This window comes from Lichenicola sp. GTC18331, from assembly GCF_055386855.1.
The window spans coordinates 1,681,418-1,697,365 of the sequence record NZ_AP045015.1; the positions used below are offsets into that span (position 1 = coordinate 1,681,418).

The 15,948-nt window shown below is 67.7% G+C and carries 14 protein-coding genes; 6 read left to right on the forward strand and 8 right to left on the reverse strand.

The window, feature by feature from the left end:
* The first annotated feature begins 54 nt into the window (after positions 1-54).
* The 3 genes from ACZ5BM_RS07785 (at position 55) to ACZ5BM_RS07795 (ending at position 3,156) form a co-directional block, all read left to right on the forward strand.
* The gene (locus ACZ5BM_RS07785; RefSeq protein WP_498911220.1) at positions 55-1,638 is read left to right on the forward strand and encodes an APC family permease; all 1,584 of its coding nucleotides are present in this window, start codon (positions 55-57) and stop codon (positions 1,636-1,638) included.
* 127 nt (positions 1,639-1,765) lie between these two features.
* Positions 1,766-2,401 carry a PadR family transcriptional regulator gene (locus tag ACZ5BM_RS07790; protein ID WP_498911221.1) on the forward strand — a complete coding sequence of 212 codons (636 nt, stop codon included), beginning with the start codon at positions 1,766-1,768 and terminating at the stop codon, positions 2,399-2,401.
* A complete protein-coding gene (locus ACZ5BM_RS07795; protein WP_498911223.1) occupies positions 2,398-3,156 on the forward strand; it encodes a siderophore-interacting protein in 759 nt (252 codons plus the stop codon). Before ACZ5BM_RS07790 ends, ACZ5BM_RS07795 begins: the two co-directional genes overlap by 4 nt.
* On the opposite strand, the gene ACZ5BM_RS07800 is transcribed toward ACZ5BM_RS07795, so the two are convergent.
* Entirely contained in the window at positions 3,108-3,602 is a 495-nt protein-coding gene (locus ACZ5BM_RS07800) for a MarR family winged helix-turn-helix transcriptional regulator (protein ID WP_498911225.1), read from the reverse strand. The two genes, ACZ5BM_RS07795 and ACZ5BM_RS07800, sit on opposite strands and share 49 nt — an antisense overlap.
* Positions 3,603-3,663: 61 nt before the next feature.
* On the opposite strand from ACZ5BM_RS07800, the gene ACZ5BM_RS07805 reads away from it, so the two are divergent.
* Positions 3,664-4,608: a quinone oxidoreductase family protein gene (locus ACZ5BM_RS07805; RefSeq protein ID WP_498911227.1), complete on the forward strand. Its 945-nt coding sequence runs from the start codon at positions 3,664-3,666 to the stop codon at positions 4,606-4,608.
* Here the strand turns inward: ACZ5BM_RS07805 and ACZ5BM_RS07810 are convergent, their stop codons facing one another.
* On the reverse strand, positions 4,609-6,972 hold the full coding sequence (locus tag ACZ5BM_RS07810) for a TonB-dependent receptor (protein ID WP_498911229.1): 2,364 nt from the start codon (positions 6,970-6,972) through the stop codon (positions 4,609-4,611).
* A gap of 119 nt (positions 6,973-7,091) precedes the next feature.
* Positions 7,092-7,790, reverse strand: a complete 699-nt coding sequence (locus tag ACZ5BM_RS07815) for a helix-turn-helix transcriptional regulator (RefSeq protein ID WP_498911231.1) — start codon at positions 7,788-7,790, stop codon at positions 7,092-7,094.
* An 85-nt stretch (positions 7,791-7,875) separates the two neighbouring features.
* Between ACZ5BM_RS07815 and ACZ5BM_RS07820 the strand changes: the two genes are divergently transcribed.
* A complete protein-coding gene (locus ACZ5BM_RS07820; RefSeq protein ID WP_498911232.1) occupies positions 7,876-8,274 on the forward strand; it encodes a VOC family protein in 399 nt (132 codons plus the stop codon).
* A 21-nt stretch (positions 8,275-8,295) separates the two neighbouring features.
* On the opposite strand, the gene ACZ5BM_RS07825 is transcribed toward ACZ5BM_RS07820, so the two are convergent.
* From ACZ5BM_RS07825 to ACZ5BM_RS07840, 4 genes are all read right to left on the reverse strand, one after another.
* Entirely contained in the window at positions 8,296-9,930 is a 1,635-nt protein-coding gene (locus ACZ5BM_RS07825) for an ABC-F family ATP-binding cassette domain-containing protein (protein WP_498911234.1), read from the reverse strand.
* Positions 9,931-10,022: 92 nt separating this feature from the next.
* Positions 10,023-11,486, reverse strand: coding sequence for a carbohydrate porin (locus tag ACZ5BM_RS07830; RefSeq protein ID WP_498911236.1), 1,464 nt, complete (start codon positions 11,484-11,486; stop codon positions 10,023-10,025).
* 71 nt (positions 11,487-11,557) lie between these two features.
* Positions 11,558-12,853, reverse strand: coding sequence for a tricarballylate/proton symporter TcuC (gene tcuC, locus ACZ5BM_RS07835; RefSeq protein ID WP_498911238.1), 1,296 nt, complete (start codon positions 12,851-12,853; stop codon positions 11,558-11,560).
* Complete coding sequence (locus tag ACZ5BM_RS07840; protein WP_498911240.1) at positions 12,850-13,620, reverse strand: substrate-binding domain-containing protein; 771 nt, start codon at positions 13,618-13,620, stop codon at positions 12,850-12,852. The genes tcuC and ACZ5BM_RS07840 overlap by 4 nt, the downstream gene beginning before the upstream one ends.
* A gap of 148 nt (positions 13,621-13,768) precedes the next feature.
* Here ACZ5BM_RS07840 and ACZ5BM_RS07845 point away from each other — a divergent pair, with 148 nt between their 5' ends.
* Positions 13,769-14,692: a LysR family transcriptional regulator gene (locus ACZ5BM_RS07845; protein ID WP_498911242.1), complete on the forward strand. Its 924-nt coding sequence runs from the start codon at positions 13,769-13,771 to the stop codon at positions 14,690-14,692.
* 21 nt (positions 14,693-14,713) lie between these two features.
* Here the strand turns inward: ACZ5BM_RS07845 and ACZ5BM_RS07850 are convergent, their stop codons facing one another.
* On the reverse strand, positions 14,714-15,925 hold the full coding sequence (locus ACZ5BM_RS07850; RefSeq protein ID WP_498911244.1) for an MFS transporter: 1,212 nt from the start codon (positions 15,923-15,925) through the stop codon (positions 14,714-14,716).
* Between the last annotated feature and the right edge of the window lie 23 nt (positions 15,926-15,948).

Genomic DNA, 15,948 nt, shown 5'->3' on the forward strand with positions numbered 1-15,948 from the left:
AAGCGACAGGGCGCGGCCCAGAACGACCGGCCAGTGTCAGGAGTATCGCGCCCCATGCCCCCATCCTTGAAACGTTCGGTCGGCGGCTGGTCGCTGTTGTTCACCGGGATCGGCTCGATCATCGGTTCGGGCTGGCTGTTCGGTGCGGAGCGCGCCGCTTCCATCGCCGGTCCGGCCGCGATCCTGGCCTGGCTGATTGGCGCCGCGGTGGTGCTGATCCTGGCGACGGTGGCCTCCGAACTCGGCGGCATGTTTCCCGTCTCCGGCGGCATGGTGCGCTTCTCGAACGCGACGCATGGGCCGCTGGTCGGCTTCCTGGCCGGCTTCGCCAACTGGATCGCCATCGTCAGCGCCATTCCCGTCGAGGCCGAGGCGTCCGTCCAGTATATGAGTTCCTGGCCCTATGCCTGGGCGCACGCGCTCTATACCGGCTCGAGCCTGACCACGCCGGGCCTGCTGATCGCGGGCGTGCTGGTCGTGATCTACATGCTGCTGAACTATTGGAGCGTGCAGATCTTCGCCAAGTCGAATCTCGCCATCACCATCTTCAAGCTGGTGGTGCCGGCGCTGACCGGCGTCGCCTTGTTCTGCTCCGAATTCCATTCCGGCAACGTGTCCGGCACCACGCCGGGCAGCGGCGGCTTCATGCCGTTCGGCGCCGCCGGCGTGCTGACCGCCGTCGCCACCTCGGGCATCGTGTTCGCCTATAACGGTTTCCAGAGCCCGCTGAACCTGGCCGGCGAGGCGCGCAATCCGGACCGCTCCATTCCGTTCGCGGTGGTGGGCTCGGTCGCCATCGCCGCCGTGATCTACGTGCTGCTGCAGGTGTCCTATCTGGGCGCGATCAACCCGGCGCAGCTCCTGTCCGCGGGCGGCTGGGCGCGTATCAACTTCTCCTCGCCCTTCGCCCAGCTCGCTCTGGCGTTCCAGCTCAACTGGCTGGCCTTCCTGCTGTATTTCGACGCCTTCCTGTCGCCCAGCGGCACCGGTTCGGCCTATATGGCCTCCACCTCGCGCATGATCGTCGGCATGGAGCGCAACGGCACCGCGCCGGTCGCTCTGGGACGCGTCCATCCGCTCTACGGCGCGCCGCGCAACGCGCTGTGGTTCAACCTCGTGATCTCCTTCGTGTTTCTCTATTTCTTCCGCGGCTGGGGCGCGCTCGCGGCGGTGGTGTCTGTCGCCACCGTGATCTCCTATCTGATGATCCCGATCGCGGCCCTGACCCTGCGCCGCACCGCGCCCGCCCTGCGCCGCCCCGTGCGGACCCCGGCTCTGGGCGTGCTCGGCCCGGTCGCCTTCGTGGTCGCCTCCGAGCTGCTCTATTGGGCGCGCTGGCCGCTCACCGCCGAGATCATCGTGCTTCTGGCCGCTGCCGTGCCGATCTACGGCTATTACCGTCGCAATGCCGGCGCCGAGGCGCTGATGGCCGAGTTCCGCGCCTCGATCTGGCTGCTGTGCTTCCTGCCGTCGCTGGCGTTCCTGAGCTGGATCGGCAGCCGACAGTTCGGCGGCATCGGCATCCTGCCCTATGGCTGGGACATGCTGATCGTGGGTCTGGTCTCGCTCGGTTTCTGCTTCTGGGGCGTGCGCAGCGGTCTCGCCGAGCCGATCCTGGCGGATCTGATCGAAGCCTGACGGCCTCCGCCGATCCGGGCCGGAGCGGCGTGGCTCAGGCCACGCGGTTCTGGCCCTTTTTCGTTTTCGAGCCCGGCCTTCGAAATCCGCTCTTGCAATCCACCGATCGTGAGACATATCGTAAGATATGTTTGAAGATACGAACTCCCCCTTCACCTATCCCTTTCACGCCGGGCGCGGTCCCGGCCCCGGACGACATGGCGGCTTCGGAGGTGGCCGTCATGGCGGCGGCCGCGGCTTCTGGGGCGGCGGCGACGGCATGCCCGGCGGGCGCCGTTTCACCTCCACCGATCTGCAATTGCTGCTTCTGGCGCTGCTGGAGGAACGTCCGGCGCATGGCTACGAACTGATCCGCTCGCTGGAAGAACGATCGGGCGGCTTCTACGCGCCCAGCCCCGGCATGGTGTATCCGGCCCTTACCTATCTGGACGAGATCGGCCACGCCGCCGTTTCCCCCGACGGCAATCGCAAGCTCTACACCCTGACCGACGAAGGCCGTGCCCATCTGGACAGCAAGCGCGCGGATGTCGCGACCATGCTGGAGATGCTCGCCCGTATCGCCGCCCGCATGGAAGGGGTGCGCGAAGCCTATGCCGGGCTGGGCGATATCGACCCGGAGGCGTCGGACGCGCTGTTCCGGGCCCGCCACGCGCTGAAGGCCGCCCTAGTTCGGGCACGCGGCTCTGCCCCGGACGAGCTGCGACGCATCGCCGGCGTGCTGGAGCGGGCCGCCGCCGAGATCGCCGCGGGCAAGCCGTCATGATCGGCACACGCGTTTCGCACGAGTTGCGACGCCGCCTCGTGCGGGTGGTGTCGGCCGAGCCGGTCTCGCCGCGCATGCGGCGGATCGTGGTCGGCGGCGCGGAGCTGGCCGGGTTCGTGTCGCTCGGGCCGGACGACCACGTGAAGCTGTTCTTCCCGAAGGCCGGGGTCTTGGAACCTGAGGCGGTGTTCGCGTCGCCGCGACGCGACTACACGCCGCTGCGCTTCGACCCCGAACGGCTGGAACTGACGCTGGATTTCGTGCTGCACGGGCATGGTCCGGCTTCGTCCTGGGCCGCCGCCGCCGCGCCGGGCGACCTGCTCGGCGTGGCCGGGCCGCGCGGCTCCCTGGTGCCGCCGGACGACGACACGCCCTGGGTGCTGATCGGCGACGAGACCGCCTTGCCCACCATCGGCCGCGCCTTGTCCGAGCTGCGTCCCGGCCAGCCTTGTCTCGCCTTGATCGAGGTGGCCGACGCGGACGAGGAGCGCTACCTACCGACGCCGGGCAACGCCACGATCCGGTTCCTGCATCGCGACGGAGTGGAGGCCGGACAGTCCGATCTGCTCGACCGGGCACTGCGCGAAGCCAGCCTGCCTCCTGGGGCCGTGTTCCGGATCGCCGCCGAGATCGACACGGTGCGGCGTCTGCGCGACGGGCTGATCGCCGAGCGCGGCATCGACCGCGCCCGCATCCGGGCTGCCGGCTACTGGCGGCTGGGCGCGTCCGATGGCGGCGGCCGGGTCGATTCCTGAGAGATCGCGGCGGCGAAGCGGCTCATCAGCGTCACGAGCTGGGTCACCTCCGCGTCCGACCAGTCCGCCAGGGCGGCACGGCCGAAACGCTCGCGCGCCGCGTCGATCGCGCGCGCCATGGCGCGGCCCTGTGCGGTCGGCGCGGCCATGCGCACGCGCCGGTCCGACGGATCCGGCACGTGTTCGGCCAGGCCCAGCGCGATCAGCCGCCCGACCTGCCGGCTGATCACGCTGTGGTCGCGCCCGACCCTGCCGGCCAGATCGACGATGCCGATCGGCCCGTAGCGCTCCACGAGGACGAGCAGGGGAAACAGGGCACGATCAAGCTGGATGCCGGCGTCGCGCATCAGCACCTCGTCCCGTTCCGGCCGGTTGATCACGGCGACGATGCTCAGCAGCGCATCGTGGAGCGCGCGAAGCTGCGCGCTAAAGTGTGCATCATGCACGGAGTTGACGTTCCTTCGCGGCGGCCTTTATGTGTGCATTATGCACACGAAAGGACGAACCATGAAAGCAGCCCTTGTCGAGACATTGGGTGAGGCCCCCGTTCTGGGTGTGTTCCCGCAGCCCGAGCCGACCGCATCCGAGCACCTGATCGCGGTCGAGTTCGCCGCCTTGAGCCAGCTCACGCGCGGGCGCGCCTCCGGACGGCACTACAGCGACCGGACGCCGGTGCCGTTCGTGCCGGGCGTGGACGGGGTCGGGCGCCTTTCCGACGGGCAGCGCGTGTATTTCGTGCTGCCGCGCGCGCCGTTCGGCGCGATGGCGGAGCGGAGCGTGGCGGACCGGACGCACTGCGTCGCGCTGCCGGACGGGCTGGACCCCGCAGAAGCGGCGGCGCTCGCCAATCCCGGCATGTCGTCCTGGGCGGCGCTGACGGAACGGGCGAGGCTGGTCAGGGGCGAGACCGTGCTGGTCAACGGCGCCACCGGTGCATCGGGACGGCTGGCGATCGGCATCGCGCGGCATCTCGGCGCGTCGCGTGTGATCGCTACCGGGCGCAACAAGGAGAAGCTGCAAGCGCTCGGTGCGGATGCGATCCTGGTTCTGGACGCCGATCCGGACGCGTTCGACGCTGCCTGCCGGCCGATTTTCGAGGCGGGCGTCGACGTGGTGCTCGATTACCTGTGCGGCGACAGCGCGAAGGGGCTGCTGATGGCGGCGGCGAAAACGCAGAAACCGGATCGCGAACTGCGTTTCGTGCAGATCGGCTCGTTGACCGGGCCGGAGTTGGTTCTACCGGCGGCGGCCCTGCGTTCGCGCCCGATCAGCGTGATGGGCAGCGGGCTCGGCAGCGTGTCGCTGCCGCGTCTGGTGGCGGGTATCGGCGGCGTGTTCGCTGCGTCCCTGGCGGCAAAGCTGAGCGTGCGGCATCGCGTCGTGCCGCTGGCCGAGGTGAACACGGCGTGGACGTCGCCGGAAAACGACGCCCGGATCGTGTTCGCCGTGTGATCAGAACCCGACCTTGACCGTGGCGATGGCGGCGAAACCTTCGCCGACATTGTAGTTCGGTGCCGTGCCGTCGATGACGGTGCCGAACTTGCCCACCGTGTTCAGCGCATTGGTGGAGACCGAGTTGATGCCGCTGAGGAAGTGGTTGTCGGTCAGGTTGACCAGATTGAGCTGGAGCGTCGGCGATTTGGCGCGGCCGATATCGGGCAGTCGCAGACCGACGGTGCCGCCCATCTCGTAATAGGCCGGGATCGCTTCGTCGTTCATAAAGGTGGAATACTGCTTGCCGATATAGCGCATGTTCCAGTTCCAGAAGAACCGGCCATTGTCCCAATCGATGCCGACGGAGCCGACGAAATGCGGCGAGCGTACGGCATCCTTGCCTCTGGTCGGCAAATCGTCGCCGCCAACGGCGATGTTGTTGTCGATGCTCGTGTGCAGATACTGCGCGGCGACGTAGGGGCGGAAATGGAAGAACGGCCGTGTGCCGAGTTCGACGTTGATGCCGTCCGAGGTCTGGCCGCCGGCATTGATGCTGGTGGTGACGGCGCCGTTGGTGCCGGCGACGGCGGTGGCGATCTGCCGGTTGGTGAAGTTGTAGTGGAAATAGGAAACGGACGCGACCAGCTCCGTGCCGGTATAGCGATAGCCGAGCTCCTCCGAGATCGAATACTCGTCGCGCACGTCCGTGGAGCCGATATTCGCCACCGACCCGTCGAGATAGGAATAGGTGTTGTAGAGCGTCGTGTTCACCGGCGAGCGGAAATTGGTCGAGACGCTGGCGAAGATCTGGTTCTTTTCGTTGACCTGGTAATGCGCCGAGATCGCCGGCAGCGGCTGCGAATCGTTCAGCACCGCCTTGTACTGCGGGCCAGGCAGATAATTGGTGCCGTCGCGGTTGATGATGGCTTCCTTGAAGCCGGCATCGAGTTTCAACCTGTCACCGAGCAGGGAAAGCTGATCGCCGAGATACAGCGCGTGGATGGTGGTCTTGGTGTCGTCGTTGCGGCCCAGGAACGGCGTACCGTCCGTGTCGCGCAGGATGCCGCGATCGCCCCAGACGCTGACGGGCTCGCCGTTCTGCCCGACCGGGCTGTAGGTATAGTAATCGTGGTCGTTGGAGTAATCGAACCACCAGCCGGCATAGACCGTGTTGATGCCGGAGCGGTATTTCACCGTGCTGTTGAAGCCGGAGCGGTACTGGTCGTCGATGAAGGCGTAGAGGAACGGTGCACCGTTTTCAGAATCGCCGCCCGGAACCGATAGATTCACCGCCTGCGCGCCGAGGAAATTGACGCCGTTATAGACCGGCAGCGCGATCGTGCCGTTTCCGTAGCCGTGCCACATGTAGGGCGTGAAATCGACCGTCACGCCGCGTCCGAGATTGAAGTGCGACGGCGCCGACATCTCGAAATTATGGTACGGATTGCGGTTCAGCTTCCAGTAGTTCAGGTCGCCATAGCTGTAGGTGCCGTCGAAATTGAACGAGCGGCCATACTGGTCCCATTGCGCCAGGGTCGGGTTGGGATAGCTGTTCTGGATCGCATACTGATACGCGCCGGCCAGGGCGACGCGATTGCCGTTGCCCCATTCCTTCAGGAATTTCCAGTCCATATGCGTCTTGTTGTCGACGCCCGAGCCGCGCCAGGCGCGATCGTGCTGATAGGAGGCGGAGATGAAGGCGCGGATGCCGGTGTTGCCGATCTCGCCCGTATCAAAGCGGCCGAATTCGCGATTGTATTTGTAGGAACCGTAGCCGTAGTCGAACAACCCGCCCATGTGCTGCGACGGATCGCGGTCGTGGAAGGTGAACAGGCCGCCCGATCCGTTGATGGTCGGCGTGTCGATGTTGGAAGAGCCCTGCTGCAGGGACAGCTCGCTCATGTTCTCGCCATCGGCGAATTCGGACGGGTAGGTCGTGTAGACGCCGACATCGGAGATCGGCATGCCTTCCCAGATGAATGCCATCTCGGTCTGGTCCAGGCCGCGCAGCGCGATCGAGCCGCCGCTAAGTCCCCACGGATCCACTTCCGACACCACCGCGCCCGGCAGAAGCTGCACCAGCATGAACGGGCTGGTCGCCGGCGCCTGCTTCTGGATGTAGTCGTTGCTCACCGTGCTGACCGATTTCGGCGCAGTCTGCACCTTGATCAGGCCGCCGCCCGGTTGCAGCCCGGTCACGCCGTCGGCGCTGCGATGCCCGGCGGTGCCGGTCACGCGCACCTCCTCGGTGCCGTTCTTGTCCACGCTGGTCGAGGTGGTCTGAGACTCCGACGTCTGTGCCAGGGCCATTGCGGACAGGAAGCCCTGCGAGCCGAGGGCGGTTCCGGCGAGGAGCAGCAGGGTCGGGAGGCGCGCGGTCATGACTGGTCCCCACTGTTTTGGCGACCGCAACGCTATCGGAACGGTCTCATGACAAAACAATGCAAGGACGATGCCAATTGGTCCGGCCCGCTCCCGGGGCGGGAGGGGCCGCGTTCAGGTCACGCCGTCTTTCCGCGCTCAGCCTCGCGCCACCGTTGCCATCGCCGCAGCAAGTCGCTTCGACGCGGCCCATAGGACTGGTCCGACACCTCCATGGCGAGGATGCGGTCGATGCGGAAATGGCGGAACGCCTCGCGCATTTCGCACCAGGCGATCAGCAGGGGATGCGTTTCGTCATAGCCAATCACCACCGGCCAGACCGTCCGGTCGGTGACGTCTTCGTTCCCGTCTCGATAATTCAGATGCAGCTTGCGATGTTGGCGGATCGCCTGACGGAGCGAGCGCAGGGTGAGCCCGGGCATGCCGGGCGTTTCGGGTGGCTTGGTCACAATGGCCGGTTCGGCGATGGAGGATTGCAACGCCGCAGGCAGGCCGGCGGCAATCTTGGCGATCCCGTCGCGCGCGGCGGCTGCGAGTTGGGGGTCGTGCAGGCGGCTCACCCATTGTGCACCGAGCACCAGCGCCTCGATCTCTTCCGCCGTCAGCATGAGCGGCGGCATGTCGAAGTCGGACGCCAGCACGTAGCCCAGACCTGCCTCGCCCTGGATCGGCACGCGCCGTCCGGTCAGGTCGGCGATGTCCCGGTAGACCGTCCGCACCGACACCTCCAGCTCGTCCGCGAAGGCGGCGGCGGTGACCGGCCGGTGGGACCGGCGGAGGATCTGGATGATCTGGAACAATCGATCGGCGCGGCGCATCGGCCATGATCGCCTGTTGCCACGACGCTGTCAGCAGCGAGGGCGCATAACGCTGCGGTCACTGACTGTTCCGAGAGACTTTGCCATGAAGTTCGCATCCACCCGCCTGATCGCCCGTGATCTTCACGTCATGGTCAGCTTCTATGAGCGGGTCACCGGTCATGCGGCGGAATGGCTTGCGCCCGTATTCGCGGAGATCGTCACCCCGGGCGCATCCCTCGCCATCGGCGGCCTCGAGACCGTCGCCCTGTTCCAGGAAGGCAGCGCCGAAGCCGGTGTGAACCGCACGGCCATCCTGGAATTCCAGGTAGACGACGTGGACGCGGCGTTCGCGCGTCTCGACGGAGGAGTGGATCTGGTCCACGCCCCGAAGACGCTGCCCTGGGGCAACCGCACGATGCTGATCCGAGACCCGGAGGGAACACTGGTGTCGCTCTACACACCGGTCAGCGACACGGCGCGGCAGCGCTTCGCCGGGCGCTAAAAGGAAAGCGATGCAGGCCGTTCAGCCGCGCTTGTTCTTCTTGTTGCGCTTCTCCTTGGCGGCCGCCTGGGAGGGCGCGGAGGTGCCCCCGCGTGCGCGCTCGATCACGAAGCGGGCGTAATCGTCCATGTCGCCCTCGAATGGCACCACGGTGTTGTCCGCCGCCAGCCACAGGCGATCCGCGACCAGCTCCATCAGCGAGCGGTCATGGGTGATCAGGATCACCGCACCTTCGTACTCGTTCAGCGCATCCAGCAGCGCGCGCCGGCTGTCGATGTCGAGATGGTTGGTGGGCTCGTCGAGGATCAGCAGATGCGGCGAGGCCATCGCCACCAGATTGAGCAGCAGACGCGCACGCTCGCCGCCGCTGAGGTTGAACACGGTGGTGCCCTGCTTTTCGAAGGCGATGCCGAACTGCGCCAGACGCGAGCGATGCGACTGGTCGCTGTCCTGCGGGCGCGCCTCGCGCATGATGTCGAGCGGGGTCTGGTTGGGATCGAGCGCTTCGATCTGATGCTGATGGAACCAGCCCACCTCCATGCGCGCCGAGCGCGTCACCCGGCCCGAACGGGCCTGCAGGGCGCCGGCCGCCATCTTGGCGAAGGTGGATTTGCCGGCGCCATTCACGCCCAGAAGGCCGATACGGTCGTCGATATCGAGACGAAGATCGAGCCCGCGCAGCACGGCGGGATCGTCGCCGTAGCCGATCTCGACATTCTCCAGGCGCATCAAGGGCGGCGCGAGAGGACGCGGCGGCGAGGGCAGGATGAAGGGTGCCACACGCTCCTCGATCGTAGTGGCGATCGGTTCCATCTTGGCCAGACGCTTCACGCGGCTCTGCGCCTGGGCGGCCTTGGCGGCGGACGCCTTGAAGCGGTCGACGAAGGATTGCAGATGGGCGCGTTCGGCTTCCTGCTTGGCGCGCGCGGCGCTTTGCAGACGAAGCTTCTCGGCGCGCTGCTTCTCGAAGCTGTCGTAGCCGCCGGTATAGAGTTCGAGCTTGCGCTCGGTGACGTGCAGAATGAAATCGACCGAGTTGTTCAGCAATTCGCGGTCATGCGAGATGATGATCGCCGAATGTGGATAGCGCGCCAGACGCGCTTCCAGCCACAGCGCGCCTTCCAGGTCGAGATAGTTGGTGGGCTCGTCGAGCAGCAGCAGATCGGGCTGCGAGAACAGGGCGGCCGCCAGCGCCACGCGCATGCGCCAGCCGCCGGAGAACTCGGCCATCGGGCGATCGAGATCGGCGGTGGAGAAGCCGAGACCGTTCAGGATCTCGGCCGCGCGCGAAGGGGCGGTGTCGGCGTCGATCTCCATCAGCCGGGCCCAGATGTCGCCCATGGCTTCCGGCTCGGCGGTTTCCAGCGACGCCATCAGTGCTGCGCGCTCGACATCGGCGGCGAGGATGGTGTCGATCAGCGACACGGGGGTGGCCGGATGCTCCTGATCCACCGTCGCCATGCGGGCGGATTTGGGAATGCCGATCTCGCCGCTATCGGGCTGCAGCTCGCCCTTGATCAGCTTGAACAGGGTGGATTTGCCGACGCCGTTGCGCCCGACCAGCCCGACCTTGCTCGGATTGGGCAGGCTGGCGGAGGCGCGGTCGAAGAATCGCCGACCCCAGGCGTTCAGGGTGATGCTGTCGATCTGGAGCATGGGCGGCTTCTAGGACATCGGCGGCGCGCTGCAAACAAGCCCGGCCCGGCGGCGGAAACGGCTGCGCGCCGCCCCGGGCAGCGTGCCGGTCGTCAGAACGACACCCGGCTGCGCACGCTCAGCACGGTGGCGTTGGGAATCCGGGCCTCCGCGTTCGGGCGGATCACGTACTGCACATCCGGCGCGACATTGAGCCCGGTGCAGACATGCATGTCGTAGAACGCCTCGAAGATCGTCTCCGAGGTCTGCACCCCGCCGGCGCCGTTGGACAGGCGATGCCGATGCGCGGTCTGGAGACGCTGGGTCTCGGTCAGCACCTCGCTCGCCGACACGGTGGAGTACAGCAGACCCACCGTGTCCGCCGGGCGGCGCTTCAGGAATCCCCGGTCCACTAGGCCGAGATAACGCTGGTCGCCGTAGTTGGACACGGAAGGCTGGTTGTGGACATAGCCGCCGACCACGATCAGCCCACCATCAATGCCCGCGCCGTGTCGCACCAGCATCTGGTCGAACAGCACCCATTCCTTGGTGCGGTTGCTGGCATTGCGGGCGGCGCGTCCGGTGACGCCGAGGGCCGCGCCCTTCACGTCGGTGCCGATCTCGGTGAACGGCCCGTGTTCGTGCGCGATCCCTGCCTTGTAGTGGCCGATCAGCGCCCGGGGCCCGATGCTCGGGATGTAGCCGATCTCGCCCACGCTGGTGGTGCCCTTGATGCGCGCGGAGTCGAACTGCCAGCCGGTATGATCGAAGGTGGCACCGGCATCGGCGCCGGTATCGAGCGCGAACAGGCCGGCCTGGACATAGAGATTGCGCAGCGGATAGGCGATGAGGCGGCCGGCCCAGGTGGAGTTGGGATACACGCTGAAGCCCGGATCGCGTCCGGTGAGCGCCTTGGGGTTGCCGCACAGCGCGTTGGACAGAAAGGCGCAGTTCAGCGGCGAGGATGCGAAATCGAGCGCTACCGGCTCGCGTCCGAGCTGAAGCGCCAGCCGGCCATGCGCGATCTTCTCTTCCGCATAGGCATAGACCAGATGCGCGACGGCGCCGCCGCTCGAAGAGCGCAGCAGGTCCTGGCTACGCACGAAACTGTCGCCGTAGCCGCCGCTGACGGAGGCGCCGGTGCGGTTGACCACCACCATGGAGGTGGACAGGCCGGGAATCCGCGCCAGGCGGTTCCAGTCGATATCGGCTTCGAGGCCGATCTGGTTGACCATGGCGGAGGTGCGCCGCGTGCCGCCGGACACGTTGCCGCCCAGCTCGCTGCGCAGATCGGCCAGAATATCCACGCCCCGGTCGCGCAGCCGGTTCCGCAGCCCGAACGGATCGCCGTAGATCGGGTGGACGGTCGGCAGGACGGTGTCCGGAAAGAACGGCAGGCCGGGGCGGATCGGCGTGGCGAGGTTGAGGCTGGGGCTGATCGACAGCCCGCCATTGATCGCCTGCCCCCTGGCCGGGGAAGCGAGCGTCGCCGCGAGGAGCCCGGCGGCGAGAACGAGAACGGCAGCCGGCGACGAGCGCGGACGCGCGCTCGCTGCCATGCGAGACGAGACCCTCATGGTTTCCTGCCCGTTTTTCTTGTGGGTTCGAGACGACCGGTTACGCCGGGCGCGTCCCGGCGCCGGGACACTCAGTCCGGAAGCGGTTCGCGGACCATCAGCACCGCGCCGAGGCTGAGCGCTGCGGCCGCCATCAGCCACACCGCCGGGATCGCGCCGTCCCCCGTGCCGCGGATCAGCAGCTGGCAGATCGCGGGCGTGAAGCCGCCGACGCAGGTGGTGAGGCTGTAGGCGACGGAGAAGCCGGAGGTGCGGACCCGGCGCGGCACGTATTCGGTCAGGAACACGATCATCGCGCCGTTGTAGGATCCGTAGAGGAACGACAGCCACAGCAGCACGGCGAGCAGACGCTCCACCGACGGGGCCGCGACCAGCCAGGACAAGGCGGGATAGGCGGTGAGGACCGCGACGGCGGTGGCGGCGATCATGATCGGCCTGCGGCCGATCCGGTCGGAGAGCGCGCCCGCCAGCGGCAGCCAGACCAGGTTGGACGCGCCGACGCAGAAGGTGACGATCAGGGCCGCGCGGGTGGAAAGATGCAGTTCGCGCACGCCGTAGGTCGGGGTGTAGGCGGTGATCAGGTAGAACGACACCGTGGTCATGCAGACCATGAGGCTGCCGGCCAGCACCACCCGCCAATGCGACACGAGGTTGCGCAGCAGAACGCCCAGGCTCTCATGCGTCTGCACATGGGACCCGTCCCCGCCCAGGCTCCGGCGCAGCACGAACAGGAACGGCACGATCAGACAGCCGATCAACAGCGGCACGCGCCAGCCCCAGGAGGCCATCTGCGCCGGCGTCAGCAGCGTGTTCATCGCAAGCCCGAGCACGGCGGCGAACATCACCGCCACCTGCTGCGAAGCGGACTGGAACGACACGAAGAAGCCGCGCCGTCCGGGCGGGGCGATCAGGTTGAGATAGATCGAGGTGGTGCCGAGCTCGACCCCGGCGGAAAAGCCCTGCAGCAGACGCGCCAACAGCACCAGGATCGGCGCCAGCAGCCCGACCGTTTCGTAGCCCGGCATCAGGGCCAGGGTCAGCGTGCCCACCGCCATCAGGGACAGGGTCAGCATCAGGCCGCGACGCACGCCGATCCGATCGACATAGCTGCCGAGCAGGACCGCGCCGAGCGGACGCATCAGGAAGCCGGCGCCGAAGGTGGCGAAGGCGAGCAGAAGCGAGGTGGCGGCGCCCCCGCCCGCGGGAAAGAACGCCCGGCCGATGGCGCCGGCGTAATAGCCGAACACCATGAAGTCGTACATCTCGAGGAAATTGCCGGACGCCGCACGGAACGCGTTGGCGATGGCGCCCCTTCTCGCCTGTCCGCTTCCGGACGACACGGACGGCGCGGCGGCGATATCGCTCATGGCGTTGCTCGTTCCACCGGATCGAGCCCGCTCGATCGCATTGCCGTTCGGGCCGTTTCGGAGGACAGGAAGCGGAGAAGGTCCTGCGCACCGGCGGGGTCGGGCGCGTCGCGGCACGAGGCCACGGCGAAGGGGGTGCGCTTCTGCAGATCCTCCGGGATCGGCCCGACCAGCTCGGCGCCCTTCACCGGCAGGATCTCGCTGATCTGCTGGAAGCCGATCGCCGCCTTGCCTGCGGCGACCACCTCCGCCACCGGCGTTTCCGGAACCATCCGCGCCTTGCCCTGCATCCGGTCCGCGATCCCGAGGCGGCGGAACAGCGCGTGCGACACGTAGACCCCGCTGGCGCTGTCGGAATAGGCAACCGACGGCGCTTCGAGCAGGGTGCGGCGCAACGCCTCAGGCGTGTCGATCGCCGGATGCGGCGCGCCGGCCCGCACCACGACGCCGATCCGCGACATCGCCAGCACGGTGCCGGCGCCGATCAGCCCTTCCGCATGCAGCCGGTCCAGCGCGCCGCCCACCATCGCCACCGCGTCGCAGCGTTCGCCGCGCGCCAGCCGGGCCGGGATCGCGTCCGCCGTGGCGCCCATCGACGGGCCGCGCACCAACACGAGGTGGTCGCCGCCGCGCGCGAAGGCGGGCTCCAGCGCCCGAAGCGAAGCCGCCATGCCGCCGGACGCCATCACCACGACATCCGCGGCGCGCGCTGCCGGAGACGAGAGCAGGACGGCCGCCAAGACGGCCGGAGCAGCATGTCTGATCATGATCCACGTTTCCCCGCATGGCCGAGATGAACCGTGATCCACCCCGTTCCGGGTGCGCGATCTCCGCCGCACGACCCGAGGCCGAGAGGTGGCACATTCCCCCATACGTGTCTTTGTCATCTTCCATACCGAGACGGTATGGTGCTGCATGATCGAACTGCGACTGCTGCGAAGTTTCGTCACCGTCGCGCGTGAAGGCGGCGTGACCCGTGCGGCCGAGCGGCTCGGCATGGCGCAACCGCCTTTGACCCGACAGATCGCGACGCTGGAGGGCGAACTCGGCACGCGCCTGTTCGACCGCACCGCGCGCGGCATGCGCCTGACCGAAACCGGGCAGGCGCTGCTGGAAGAAGCGGACGCGCTGATCGACCGTCACGACGCGATGCTGCGCCGGATCCGACGTTCCGCGCGCGGCCAGCTCGGGCGGCTCTGCGTCGGCGTGACCAGCTCCGCCCTGTGCCATCCGGCCGCCGCCGCGATGCTACGCGATTTCGGTGAAGCGTGGCCGGATGTGGAGCTGATCATCCGCGACGCCAATACGGGCCCGCTCCTGCACGAGCTGAGTGTCGGCGAGGTGGATGTGGCGCTGTTGCGCACACCGAACGAGCAGCCCGACGGGATCGCGCTGGAGAAGCTGACGGAAGAGCCGATGGTCGTGGCGGTACCCCGCGGGCACGCCCTGGCCGAGCGCCCGGCCGACATGCCGATCGCACTGGCCGAACTGCGCGAGGAACCGTTCGTCTGCTATCGCGTCGCCGACAATCCCGGCTTCCATGCCGCGATCCTGCAAGCCTGCGCGCTGGCCGGCTTCGTGCCGGTCGAAGCGCAGGTCGTGCCGCGCATGCTGTCGGCCCTGACCCTGATCGAGACCGGTCTCGGCGTATCTTTGTTTCCGGCCTCGATGGCGCGGTTCGCCGGCGGCGACGTGGCGATGCGTCCGCTGGCACCCGGCACGGCGCTGTGTGCGCCCTTGTTTCTGGCCTTCGCGCGTCTGCCGATGAGCGCCAGCAAACGCAACTTCATCTCCACCTGCCGCAGGCATCTGCGCCGCCCGGACGTGCCGGAGGGGTGAACCGCGTCGCGACCGGCGCGATCAGCGCGTGCGGGCGGCGTCGCGGATGTCGCGCAGGCCGAGACAGAGGGTGATGCAGAGAACGGTGATGACGCCGCCCAGAATGAGCGCCCGATCGGTGCCGAGCCAATCCGACAAGGGTGCTGCGACCACGAAGCCGAGCGGCATCATGCAGAACGAGCTGAACTGATCGAAGGACGACACGCGCGAGAGCAGGTCCGGCGGGATCGTACGCTGCACGCTGGTTTCCCACAGGACGTTGTAGAGACCGAAGCCGGTTCCCGCGACGAGCATGCAGCAGGCCTGCACCGCGAACGGCCAGTGCAACGCGATCCCGAACGGGACGACCGGATAGATCAGGAACCCCAGCAGGCAGAACAGGATCGGCCGTTCCGGCCTGAGCCTGGCGCCAAGCAGCGCACCGATCCCGACGCCGGCGCCCAGAATGGACAGAAGCCCGCCCCATTGCACCGATCCGTGCGGCAGGGCGGCGTAGGTCAGCGCGCCGAGAACGGTGAACGGACCCCAGGACAGCAGAAACACGAGGCTCGCCTGGGCGGCGAGAAGCCAGATCCAGCGGTGGCGGCGGAACTCCGTCCATCCTGCGGCGAAGGAGGCCGCGACGGAGCTCTCCGCCTGCCGTTCGGGCGGCGGGATGCGCAGGCGGAGATGCAGCAGCAGCACGGCGGAAACCAGATAGGACAGGGCATCGATCCCGACCGCGCTTTCCGGCCCGACGGACGCGACCAGCAGCCCGCCCACGCCCGGCCCGATCAGCGAGCTGATCGAGGACGCCATGGTGAGCAGCGCATTGGCGCTTTGCAGCTGCTCGCCGGCGACGATGCGCACCAGCAGAGCCGAGCGGCCCGGCATGGCGAACGCGGCGCCGATGCCGATCAGCGCGGATAACGGGATGATCGCGACCAAAGGCGCCCGGCCGGTGAACAGCAGGACCGCCAGGACGGCCTGGGCCAGAAAACACACCGCATCGGCCGCCACCATCACCGGGCGCGGCGACAGGCGGTCGGCCACCACCCCGCCCAGCAGCAGGAGCAGCGCCATCGGCATGGTCTCGGCGAACAGGACGCTGCCGATCGCGCCGGCGCCGGCGCCCCGTCCGGCCAGGGCGAAGGACAGGGCGACGGGCACCATGGAACTGCCGGTCATGGACACCAGATCGGCCGCGAGCAGGCGACGGAAATCGGGTTCTGCCAGTACGCCTGTCTTGATCATGCGCGGCACGATAGAGCCTCGGG

Coding starts and splice junctions, on each gene's coding strand:
- tcuC (WP_498911238.1), bottom strand. CDS start 12,853: ATGAGCGATATCGCCGCCGCGCCGTCCGTGTCGTCCGGAAGCGGACAG.
- ACZ5BM_RS07825 (WP_498911234.1), bottom strand. CDS start 9,930: ATGCTCCAGATCGACAGCATCACCCTGAACGCCTGGGGTCGGCGATTC.
- ACZ5BM_RS07795 (WP_498911223.1), top strand. CDS start 2,398: ATGATCGGCACACGCGTTTCGCACGAGTTGCGACGCCGCCTCGTGCGG.
- ACZ5BM_RS07850 (WP_498911244.1), bottom strand. CDS start 15,925: ATGATCAAGACAGGCGTACTGGCAGAACCCGATTTCCGTCGCCTGCTC.
- ACZ5BM_RS07810 (WP_498911229.1), bottom strand. CDS start 6,972: ATGACCGCGCGCCTCCCGACCCTGCTGCTCCTCGCCGGAACCGCCCTC.
- ACZ5BM_RS07845 (WP_498911242.1), top strand. CDS start 13,769: ATGATCGAACTGCGACTGCTGCGAAGTTTCGTCACCGTCGCGCGTGAA.
- ACZ5BM_RS07815 (WP_498911231.1), bottom strand. CDS start 7,790: ATGCGCCGCGCCGATCGATTGTTCCAGATCATCCAGATCCTCCGCCGG.
- ACZ5BM_RS07805 (WP_498911227.1), top strand. CDS start 3,664: ATGAAAGCAGCCCTTGTCGAGACATTGGGTGAGGCCCCCGTTCTGGGT.
- ACZ5BM_RS07790 (WP_498911221.1), top strand. CDS start 1,766: ATGTTTGAAGATACGAACTCCCCCTTCACCTATCCCTTTCACGCCGGG.
- ACZ5BM_RS07830 (WP_498911236.1), bottom strand. CDS start 11,486: ATGAGGGTCTCGTCTCGCATGGCAGCGAGCGCGCGTCCGCGCTCGTCG.
- ACZ5BM_RS07820 (WP_498911232.1), top strand. CDS start 7,876: ATGAAGTTCGCATCCACCCGCCTGATCGCCCGTGATCTTCACGTCATG.
- ACZ5BM_RS07785 (WP_498911220.1), top strand. CDS start 55: ATGCCCCCATCCTTGAAACGTTCGGTCGGCGGCTGGTCGCTGTTGTTC.
- ACZ5BM_RS07840 (WP_498911240.1), bottom strand. CDS start 13,620: ATGATCAGACATGCTGCTCCGGCCGTCTTGGCGGCCGTCCTGCTCTCG.